Source organism: Heliomarina sp., from assembly GCF_052826185.1.
Genome location: NZ_JBRBUI010000003.1, coordinates 36834 through 46284 on the forward strand (window position 1 = coordinate 36834; position 9451 = coordinate 46284).

6 protein-coding genes and 5 pseudogenes are annotated in these 9451 nt (G+C 55.6%); 6 read left to right on the forward strand and 5 right to left on the reverse strand.

Annotation, left to right across the window (positions count from 1 at the left end; all coding sequences use genetic code 11):
- Window positions 1-419 precede the first annotated feature (419 nt).
- Complete coding sequence (locus tag ACU0FH_RS00420) at window positions 420-863, forward strand: hypothetical protein (RefSeq protein WP_446192898.1); 444 nt, start codon at window positions 420-422, stop codon at window positions 861-863.
- 111 nt (window positions 864-974) lie between these two features.
- On the opposite strand, the pseudogene ACU0FH_RS00425 reads toward ACU0FH_RS00420, so the two are convergent.
- Window positions 975-1445, reverse strand: a pseudogene (locus tag ACU0FH_RS00425) (integrase core domain-containing protein); the annotation flags it as partial.
- 707 nt (window positions 1446-2152) lie between these two features.
- On the opposite strand from ACU0FH_RS00425, the pseudogene ACU0FH_RS00430 reads away from it, so the two are divergent.
- Window positions 2153-2397: pseudogene (locus ACU0FH_RS00430) on the forward strand (DDE-type integrase/transposase/recombinase); the annotation flags it as partial.
- 409 nt (window positions 2398-2806) lie between these two features.
- On the opposite strand, the gene ACU0FH_RS00435 reads toward ACU0FH_RS00430, so the two are convergent.
- A complete protein-coding gene (locus ACU0FH_RS00435) occupies window positions 2807-2968 on the reverse strand; it encodes a hypothetical protein (protein ID WP_009827145.1) in 162 nt (53 codons plus the stop codon).
- A gap of 98 nt (window positions 2969-3066) precedes the next feature.
- Here ACU0FH_RS00435 and ACU0FH_RS00440 point away from each other — a divergent pair, with 98 nt between their 5' ends.
- The 3 genes from ACU0FH_RS00440 (at window position 3067) to ACU0FH_RS00450 (ending at window position 4922) form a co-directional block, all read left to right on the forward strand.
- Complete coding sequence (locus tag ACU0FH_RS00440; protein WP_446192899.1) at window positions 3067-3555, forward strand: hypothetical protein; 489 nt, start codon at window positions 3067-3069, stop codon at window positions 3553-3555.
- A gap of 144 nt (window positions 3556-3699) precedes the next feature.
- Complete coding sequence (locus ACU0FH_RS00445) at window positions 3700-4386, forward strand: MbcA/ParS/Xre antitoxin family protein (RefSeq protein WP_446192900.1); 687 nt, start codon at window positions 3700-3702, stop codon at window positions 4384-4386.
- Window positions 4387-4706: 320 nt separating this feature from the next.
- The gene (locus ACU0FH_RS00450; protein WP_446192901.1) at window positions 4707-4922 is read left to right on the forward strand and encodes a hypothetical protein; all 216 of its coding nucleotides are present in this window, start codon (window positions 4707-4709) and stop codon (window positions 4920-4922) included.
- A gap of 23 nt (window positions 4923-4945) precedes the next feature.
- On the opposite strand, the pseudogene ACU0FH_RS00455 reads toward ACU0FH_RS00450, so the two are convergent.
- Window positions 4946-5955, reverse strand: a pseudogene (locus tag ACU0FH_RS00455) (IS30 family transposase).
- Between the two features lie 474 nt (window positions 5956-6429).
- Here ACU0FH_RS00455 and ACU0FH_RS00460 point away from each other — a divergent pair.
- A pseudogene (locus ACU0FH_RS00460) lies at window positions 6430-7179 on the forward strand (IS256 family transposase); the annotation flags it as partial.
- 72 nt (window positions 7180-7251) lie between these two features.
- Here the strand turns inward: ACU0FH_RS00460 and istB are convergent.
- Window positions 7252-8043 carry an IS21-like element helper ATPase IstB gene (istB, locus tag ACU0FH_RS00465; RefSeq protein ID WP_446192902.1) on the reverse strand — a complete coding sequence of 264 codons (792 nt, stop codon included), beginning with the start codon at window positions 8041-8043 and terminating at the stop codon, window positions 7252-7254.
- Window positions 8033-9451 (reverse strand): annotated as a pseudogene (gene istA / locus ACU0FH_RS00470) (IS21 family transposase); the annotation flags it as partial. The pseudogene istA and the gene istB, both read right to left, overlap by 11 nt.

Below are 9451 nucleotides of genomic sequence, written 5' to 3' on the forward strand. Positions count from 1 at the left end.
TGATGGTAAGAGCGTCTGGCAACGTACACCACCGAGGACGTATGGGTAACTGCAAGCTGCACCGGCGGTTGGCAAAGTTGCTTTAAACAAAGTTTGACACGCCGTTGCAGAGCCACACCGACAAAACCCGTTGAATGAGATGTCACTGCGTCATCTGCCGGAGCTTATCCAACCTTCGTCAAAGAACATCGAAGTCATATAGTGAGATCACTGCTCCACCCGATCTGTATTTCCCGTGAAAAATTATTTCCAATGGGCACCAACGACGAGACCCGCACCTCGCCAAGTTTGGACAAAAAGCAGTAAAAACTTCCTATTTCTAAGAAGCTAACAGTTTACCGAAGGCTACCAACGTCATTTATGTGGATAACCAATGCGCAGGCATATTCGCAGCAGATCTGGGCGCATAGGTTTTTGTCATGGCAATTAAAAAGGATGAAGTCATGACAACCAATAGCTGCAAGTCCCAGGCTAAGATGCAGGAGTACCTCTCCAAACTGGCCAAGGACTTGGCTTACACTGACGAAGAAATTGCGGCCGGTATTGAGTATTCAGACCGCGCCAAACGCCGCAGTCACCCTCCTGGGGAGTGGGACAAGGCTGGCCGCTTTTACGCTCACGAACATACCAATTCCGTCCTGTCGTGCCGCAGTCCTAGCCGCGCATGGCCCCACTCTCAGATGTTGGCCGCACGGACCGCAGCTCATTGCGCCGAAGTCTATATGGCAGGCAATACGACACATGTCCGCCGCATTTATACGGCTTACAATAAGCTCCTTGATGACGTCGACAACGACACGATTGTCCGCCTTCTCACGAAAGGGGTTCGTAAGCGCAAAGCTGACCGGAGGAGCCCGTCGTAAACATAGGCACGCAGGCGGGCTCCGTTTTTGGCGGTACGGTTTGATCGCCTGTATCACCGTATCCAGGTCGTGCTGAATCTCCCCGACTTTATGGAGCCCTATAGCGGCATCTCAGGCAAAATTATCGAGCACGTCGCGCTGTGCATAGAAGTTTCCTTCAGCCTCTGCTGGCGGAACGTTTCCGATGGGACCGAGCAGGCGTTTGTTATTGAATCAATCGACCCATCTGAGCGTGGCCATTTCCAGATCTGGCATGTTGCGTCACGCCTCCTACCGATGGGCCAGTTTGGTATTGTAAAGCCCGTTAATCGCCTCAGCTAGAGCGTTGTCATACGTGTCGCCGACACCGTCGACAGACGGTTGGCTCCCGGCTCTAGCCAAATGCTTGGTGGGCCGAGTAGGCAAATATTGCCCTCCGCGCTACGCGCGGTAGTGCAACCCGCCCTTCTGAAAAGGGGGCCGATCACGCAGGCCCTGTCCCAGAACATCGAGGCCAAAGTCCATTTTGGCTGGCCGACGGACCCGCAATCTGACGAGGCGATCTGTGGGTGTGTCGATGACGAAGGTACCTAGACAAAACCCTGCCACTCTTCTCGGCACGTCGTTCTACAATGTACTGCCGGACAGTGAATCGAGATGATCATCGCTTCGGAAGGCAATTGAGTTCCGCCCCACTGCACGGCACATGTGCATCTTTGAGAGTGGGTGCAGACTAAGCTTACGCTTTGCGCAGTATGGCGTTGGTTTGGCGCAACGGACTGGCGTTCGAAACACCATGCGCGCCATCGGCATAACCGATTGCCCACCTGCTCGGGGGGAAACTTTTCTCTGGCAGAAGACGGCGACGGTCGGTCCGGCAACTTTGATGCGCATATCGGTATATCTTTGAAGTGTTGGGATTAGAGGAATCTTCGGAGCCAACGCACAGGTGCGGCCCTGCATCACGCTCCAAGGGCCGCCGTCAAACTTCTCGATTTCGTAGTAGGCCGTGGCGCATAACATGGCGCATTGATCTATATGTCAGTCGATCCCGGGCGGTTGAGCCGAGGGATGAAGAGTGCTTTGGATCCTAGTCCCGTCCAGGCGATTGTGTCACTGATCTCGGCGCGGGCTTATCGCTTTGGCGCGCGCTGGCATCAGAACTGACATCAGATCTGACGTCAGATTTGAATGATTGTTCAGGCCTACGGCAATAATTATTATGATCCCGCTGCCCCACGCTTGGCCCTAGGGAGTGTGCGCAGTAGATCCACCTAATCTGGATTTCGGTACCCCTAATTGTTGCGGCTCACAATTATGATCCACATTTTCACCGCATTCGGCATATCGACAGAAAGTGCGCAACAATGTCATCGAGAGCGATCACGCGGCCGTGTAAAGGCTTCTCGGCTACTGACAGAGCTTTCGATCCTTGCGATCAGCTAAAGCGACCTTGAGCGGGATTGAAACGGTCAGAACTATCAACCGCGGCAACATCCATCACACGCAACCAGGCGTTCGAGGGGAGATGAAATTCATCCGCCAGTTGTTTGCCAGCGCATCATCCGGTAAACCCACATTGCCCCAACCCGGCCTCACCCAAACAATGCAACAGTCCCGTTTGAGAGGGTTTCGTAGGGTCAAAGGTATCTGATACTAAATACCAGCAAAGGGACTTGCCTGCGGACATCGTTTTGAGGCATGCTGAGAGCATGATCTACAATCCGCGCACCAACCACGTCGCCCACCCCCGAATATCTAGCTTCAGCTAGATGTAGTCGGGGAGTGCGCTGGTGCGGGTGAGGGATTTATAAACCCTTTGCGGCAGATTACCGTTGATCCGAGAGTTCGATTTCTCTCCACTCCTACCAATCTTGCACTCATACTCTCGCGAGGGGATTATGACCCAAGCAATCGCATTGGCAGCTGTACAGGACGCGATCACTGCAAAGTACCCTGACAGATCAGTCGAGATTACCGCCCAAGTGCATTATGTCCGCCCCGACGAGGTTGCGCATGTAGATGTTTATGGATGTGATGATGCAGTAAGACGCAGATTGATCAGAGCAGATGCAGTCCGTCTGCTGCAACAGCTGGGCATCCGCGTCGAGCTGGTGGGGAGTCATGACGTATACACAGTATCGCCCGATTATTCCGATCCCACGACACTGCAATATTATGCCAGCAGATTGCATTCTAGCCCATGTGTACGAGGAGCTTGATGATGTCTGAGATGTCCGACCGCCGTGACGCCATGCACGCTGATATCGAGCTCGCGCTGTTAACTGACCCGACAGCCGCAGGATGGGTCTATGTCGACTTGGAAGGTATCAATCAACGCATCATCACTCACACCGAAGATCGGGAGACCTCCGCTGCATACGCAGAGAGACTGCTCGCGATTCTTCGGGCGCTCTATGGCGAGTTCCGCGCTGATCAGTCGGTGCGCTTGAGCAGGATGAAATTTCAAATCAACACCGCTGTTTTCACGGGTGAGCAGAGGCGTGCAGCTCGGCTTGCACTAGCTGCTCGACTTGCCGAGGCGGGCTGCTCCGATGATGAGGTCAACAAGCTCATTGGCACAGAAACGATCTCAGAGTACGCGGCGCGGGTGATCGGAGATGACCCCATTCCGGCAGCGCGCATCCCCAGGCTGAGAAAGCGTCAATCACCTCCGCGGCCAGCAGTCTGCGGGAGTGACGGCGATGACTGATGAGCTGCTCGCGCCGAGCGCCACCTATATCGAAGTGAAACGTTGGGCGTGTGGACATACTGTCACGCGCAAGCCTAAAGGCGTTCCGCAGGGGATAATCCGGCATGAATTTGAGCGCCGATCTGTTTGCAAATGCGGCACTGGATGGCCACAGGTCACGCAGCACCCGCGAAAGTCATCGACGTGGATGTGATCGCGCCATCATCTCCGCCTTATGAGTCCGGCAAATTGGGGTTTGGGTATCATGTGCGTATCGAGACCTTGATTTGGGCGATGACAGCAGCTGGCATCGTGGGTGCCGCGCGCCTGAGAAATACACCGGCAGGATGGATCGGCATTTTCGAAGCACTCGGTGCGCATCTGGCACAGGAACCTGGCAACTACTCGATCACCGATGCGAAAACGGAGTTTGGCATTCTTTTTCTGACGGTGATAAATGGAAGATCAGGGCGCCCTGATACAGTCATTTCAAGATGGTGCGCTGATCAGAGTGTCGAGCGCTGCATGGTATTTGGAACGCGAGGAAGGATCCGCTCCGAGTTAGGGTGGGTCATGACGCTCTCAGACGCTGCACTTGATCTTCTGATCGAGACGCCAAATGAGCATTTCCTGTCCTATGTTTACCTCGGACCTGATCGGCCTGTGGGGAAAGATGATGTGATCGAGATGATTGTGCCCCGTTTCGAGACGCGTGCCGAGGCGTATGAATGGTATCGCTTTGAGCCCTTACCGGGCTTTGACGGCCTCACTGCAATGCAGCTCGTCGAGGAGGGCAAGGCGCGCCAGGTCATCGATTACATCTCCGCCGTCGATGCCGGAATATCTTCATAATCGGCAGCGAGATGTACTGATACGGCATGCTTCCAAAGGATGTTTTACGTTCTGTAAAACATCTCGAACAACATGCTCTGTTGAATGCAACGGAGACCAACCATGCGCAGTATAATCAACTTTATTGGCTTTATCATCGCTCGCGTGATCGCAGAGCTGATCCGCGATCTCTGGCCCTGGAAGTAATTGGTTAGATCGCATGGCGAGGCGCGCGCCCCTACGTTACCTTATCGGCAAAACGAATACTGAGGTGCCCTTCCGCAAATATGTGGATAACCTCACGGCTGGACGCCAACGACCATCACCCAAAAGGAGTCACGATGACACTGGAAACGCTGTTCGTTATTTTTGGTATCGCGGGTAGCGTAGGCGCGCTCTACGTTGCGTGGCGCGCTCACAAGAATGCCTTCAAGCCAACGGGTCCAGATGAGGAGCTCGTAGAACGTTTTGTGGAGACCGCTCCCCTCCATCTCCTACATGGCCTCACGGCGGCCTCTAAGCCTCTACCAGATCAACCTGTTGTGGACTCACATTGAAGCGCAATTTCTGATGTTCCGTTTTATTCCAAGCGGTTCCGGATTTCCATCAGCTTGCTTTCAAAGACCTTTGCGGGCGTCCGGTAATCTAGGCATTTGCGCGGCGTTGAATTGAGGCGGTGGCAAATCGACCTCAAATATCGATTTGTCAGCGCCGTCGGTGCGGTTGATCTGGGCAGGTAATTCCTCAACCTGTTGTTCGTATTCTCGACGGTGACCTTTTGGTAGGGCGCTTGCGGGTCACAGAACCACGGATCCGCGCCCAGACCGGCCTTGAGATGCTTCCAGGCCGATAACTCGGTGCCGCGGTCGAAGGTGATCGACTGGCGCGCATCAGCGGGCAGGGGAGCCAGACCCTGGATCAGCGCCTCCATGATCGGCTTGGACTGGCGGTCCTCGTTGCGCATCACGACGGCATAGCGGCTGACGCGCTCTACCAGTGACGTCACGTTGACCTTCCCATGCTCTTTGCGGAACATCATCAATTCGCATTCCCGGTGACCGAACTCGACGCGTTCGGAGATGCGTTCAGGCCTGTTAGCCAAGCTTTGTACGTCGAAAATATGGGGCCGGTTGTGCCTGCGGTAACCACGTGGCCGATGACGTCTTCGGTGTTCGGCAGGTGGCGATAGAACTGCTCGTCGCGGCCATCTTTGGAATAGGCGAAACGATAGATCGTCTCCTGACTCATGCGGATCGGATGGCGCTCCAACCGCATGCAGCCCGCAATCTGTTCTGCTGACCAGCCAGCCTTCAATCGGTCTTCAACAGCAGCATTCACCTCGGGGTGTCTGATCAACTTACGATGGATCGCGCGGCGCTGGTCATATTTGTCCTGAGCGACGAGCGCGTGATACCCGTTTAGTTCAGGCAGTTCGCCGTCCGTGTACCGATTGCGCTTGATGTCTCAGTAGATCGTGGAGGGATCGCGGCCCAAGCGATCCGCAATCTCTGAAATCGGCATTTTGGCTTCCAGCCACATTGCAAGCTTGCGTCGTTCGTCCAGCTGCAGGTGACAGTAGTGTTTTCCCATTCTTCATACCCCATGCAACTCACTGTATTCGTGAAGAATTTGCACTTCGTCTGGGAATCCACCTGTGCGCGATACGTGATCTTATAATTAGGATTATGTTATAATAAGCTATTGATTGCGAAAGCGGGATGATCAATAAGTTCTGATTGGAAGCGTTACTATAAAGTTCCTCGCTGAGCTGGCGCTTGTCTTGTAGTCCTGAAGTTGTTCGAAATGGGCGCAACCCGCTCCCAACGCTGCGCTGTCAAAGGTGAGGTGCGTTCCCAGCACAAGCAGGTTTGTATAAATACGTCCGGACTAAGACGTATTTGCCTCTCACACTGCTTCTTGACCGCGGTCAAGTAGGTCATGCTGGGACAAGTTGTGTTTTTAGGACGCATTATAGGTGAAACCCGCAGAGCCATTTTAAATGCAAAGGGACTATCCTGAATTTTGTGCGCTGACGTGGTAACTGCTCACAGAGGAGGCCCACGTATGAGCATCGACAAAGACTTGCTGGACCGTCTGATGGAAGGGCGTTCACCCGGTGACCTGTTTGGCAAGAGCGGCATCCTGGCGGAGCTGACCAAGGCGCTGGCGGAACGCGCCCTGAGCACAGAGATGGATGTCCATCTCGATGAAGAGCGCGCAGATGATGCGCCTGAGGGCCAGAACCAGCCGCCCAATCGGCGCAATGGCAGCAGCCAGAAGACCGTGACCATGGACAGCGGCAAGGTGGTTCTGGACATTCCCCGCGACCGGAACGGCACCTTCGATCCGATGCTGATCGCGAAGTATCAGCGGCGCTTTCCTGCATTCGACCGCAAGATTGTCAGCATGTATGCCCGGGGAATGACGACCCGAGAGATCCAGGGGCATATCGAGGAAATCTACGGCGTCGAGGCCTCGCCCAGCCTGATTTCCGCGATCACCGACGCGGTCATGGAGGAGGTCACCGCCTGGCAGAACCGCCCGCTGGAGCCGTGCTATCCGATCGTCTTCACGGACGCGATCCGGGTCAATATCCGCAGCGACGGGGCGGTCTCGAACAAGGCGGTCTTCGTGGCCCTCGCGGTGCTGCCGGATGGCACGCGGGACGTTCTGGGCCTGTGGTTTCAGGCCAATGAGGGCGCGAAGTTCTGGGCCAAAGTGCTCAGCGACCTGCGCAACAGGGGCGTCCAAGACATCCTCATCGCCGTCGTGGACGGGCTGAAGGGCTTTCCCCAAGCCATCGAGGCCGCATTCCTGTTGATTGTCACTGAGAACTGACCCGGTATTTTCACCGAGATTTGCCCACCCTTAGTTATGCGTCGTGGTTTATGACGCGGTCAATGTTTTGGCCTCCTTTCGTGTTCTCTTTGCAGCCTCAGCGCTGGCCTTGTAGCGGTAGCTGTCGTTTCCGGTTTCGAGGATGTGGCAGCGGTGGGTCAGCCTATCGAGGAGCGCGGTTGTCATCTTTGCATCCCCGAAGACCTGCGCCCATTCTGAGAAGCTGAGGTTTGTGGTTATGATGACGCTGGTGCGCTCGTAGAGCTTGCTGAGCAGATGGAAGAGCAGCGCCCCGCCAGATGAACTGAACGGCAGGTAGCCGAGTTCGTCCAAAATGACCAAGTCGACCTTCGTCAGCGTCTCAGCCAGTTTCCCTGCCTTACCAAGCGCCTTTTCCTGCTCCAGCGCGTTGACCAATTCCACGGTCGAGAAGAAGCGCACCTTACGTCGGTGATGTTCGATGGCTTGGACGCCGATTGCTGTGGCTGTGTGGCTCTTGCCCGTTCCGGGACCGCCGATCAAAACGACATTCTCGGCCGCTTCGATAAACTCGCATCGGTGTAGCTGCCGCACTGTCGCTTCGTTGATCTCACTCGATGCAAAGTCGAAGCCCGTCAGATCCTTGTATGCGGGGAAGCGGGCAACCTTCGTGTGGTAGGCGATGGACCGTACCTCGCGTTCGGCGATCTCGGCCTTGAGCAGCTGCGACAGCATTGGTGTGGCAGCTTCGAACGCTGGCGCGCCCTGAGCGACCAAGTCTTCAATCGCATTTGCCATGCCGTATAGCTTGAGACTACGTAGCATGATGACGATAGAGGCTCCCGCTGGGTCATGACGCATGGCGCTTCTCCTCAGTCTGTCGCAACCCGTCATAGCGACTGACGTTGGCCTCTGGCGTTGTCTGCAATGCCAGTGCGTCCGGCGGATCGACCTCGGGGCGATCTGTCGGTCTGCGGTCGATCAATCGATGCAACTGGTTCAGGATGTGCGTCTGGTGGGAACGCCTGCTTCAAGTGCCAGCTCCACTGCGCACAAAACGTCCTCTTCGTTGTGCTGAAGAACCAAAGACAGAATGTCGACCATCTCTCGGTCACCGCCTTCTTTACGCAGCATGTGATCCTGCAATTGACGGAAGGCATCCGGCATCTCCGTGAACGGCGCACCATTCCGAAGTGCGCCCGGTTTGCGTTGGATAACAGCGAGATAGTGGCGCCAATCATAGATGACCTTGCCGGGCTTTCGATGAGACCGCTCGATGATCCGCGCATGCTTGAAAACCGTTTGCCCTTCAGCGACCACGATCAGCCGTTCGGGATAGACATGCAAACTGACACGGCGGTTCGCAAAGCTGGCGGGAACGCTGTAGCGATTGCGTTCGAACGTGATCAGGCATGTGGGTGACACACGCTTACTGTGTTCGATAAAGCCATCGAATGCCGGCGGCAGTGCCATCAGCGTAGGCTTCTCGGCCTGCCACACGTCAGCGATGGACCCAGGCAAAGCCTTGTGCGGTGTCTCTGTCCAAAGGGCGATACAGCGATCTTCAAGCCATTGGTTCAGCTCTGCCAGATCGGCGCAGACCGGCATGACCTGCCACATGCGGTTGCGCGCATCCTGCACATTCTTCTCAACCTGGCCTTTCTCCCAACCGGCCGCCGGGTTGCAGAACTCGGGCTCAAACACGTAGTGGCTGGCCATAGCCTTAAAGCGTGCATTGACGTCTCGCTGCTTGCCTTTGCCCACACGATCAACGGCGGTCTTCATATTGTCATAGATCCCACGGCCAGGCACACCGCCGAATACGCGGAATGCATGCCAGTGGGCGTCAAACAGCATCTCGTGCGTTTGCAACGGGTAGGCCCGAACCAAAAAAGCGCGGCTGTGCGATAGCTTGATATGAGCGACCTGAAGTTTGACGCGCTCATCGCCGACGTTGGCCCAGTCCTCGCTCCAGTCGAATTGGAAGGCTTCGCCGGGCGCGAACACCAAAGGCACGTAGGTGCCGCGCCCCGTCGTCTGTTCCGCTCGATGTCGATCTTCACGCCATGCCCGGGCGAAAGCTGCTACGCGTTCGTAGGAGCCATCATATCCCAGCTTCACCAGATCAGCATGCATTTGCTTCACTGTCCGCCGCTCTTTGCGTGACTTCCGCGTCTGGATTAAAAGCCAGGCTGACAGCCGATCCGCATAGGGATCCAGCTTGCTTGGACGCTTAGGCGTCTTGAACTGCGGTTCCACCGCACCTTCA

Coding starts and splice junctions, on each gene's coding strand:
- ACU0FH_RS00420 (WP_446192898.1), top strand. CDS start 420: ATGGCAATTAAAAAGGATGAAGTCATGACAACCAATAGCTGCAAGTCC.
- ACU0FH_RS00435 (WP_009827145.1), bottom strand. CDS start 2,968: ATGACTCCCCACCAGCTCGACGCGGATGCCCAGCTGTTGCAGCAGACG.
- ACU0FH_RS00440 (WP_446192899.1), top strand. CDS start 3,067: ATGTCTGAGATGTCCGACCGCCGTGACGCCATGCACGCTGATATCGAG.
- ACU0FH_RS00445 (WP_446192900.1), top strand. CDS start 3,700: ATGGCCACAGGTCACGCAGCACCCGCGAAAGTCATCGACGTGGATGTG.
- ACU0FH_RS00450 (WP_446192901.1), top strand. CDS start 4,707: ATGACACTGGAAACGCTGTTCGTTATTTTTGGTATCGCGGGTAGCGTA.
- istB (WP_446192902.1), bottom strand. CDS start 8,043: ATGCGTCATGACCCAGCGGGAGCCTCTATCGTCATCATGCTACGTAGT.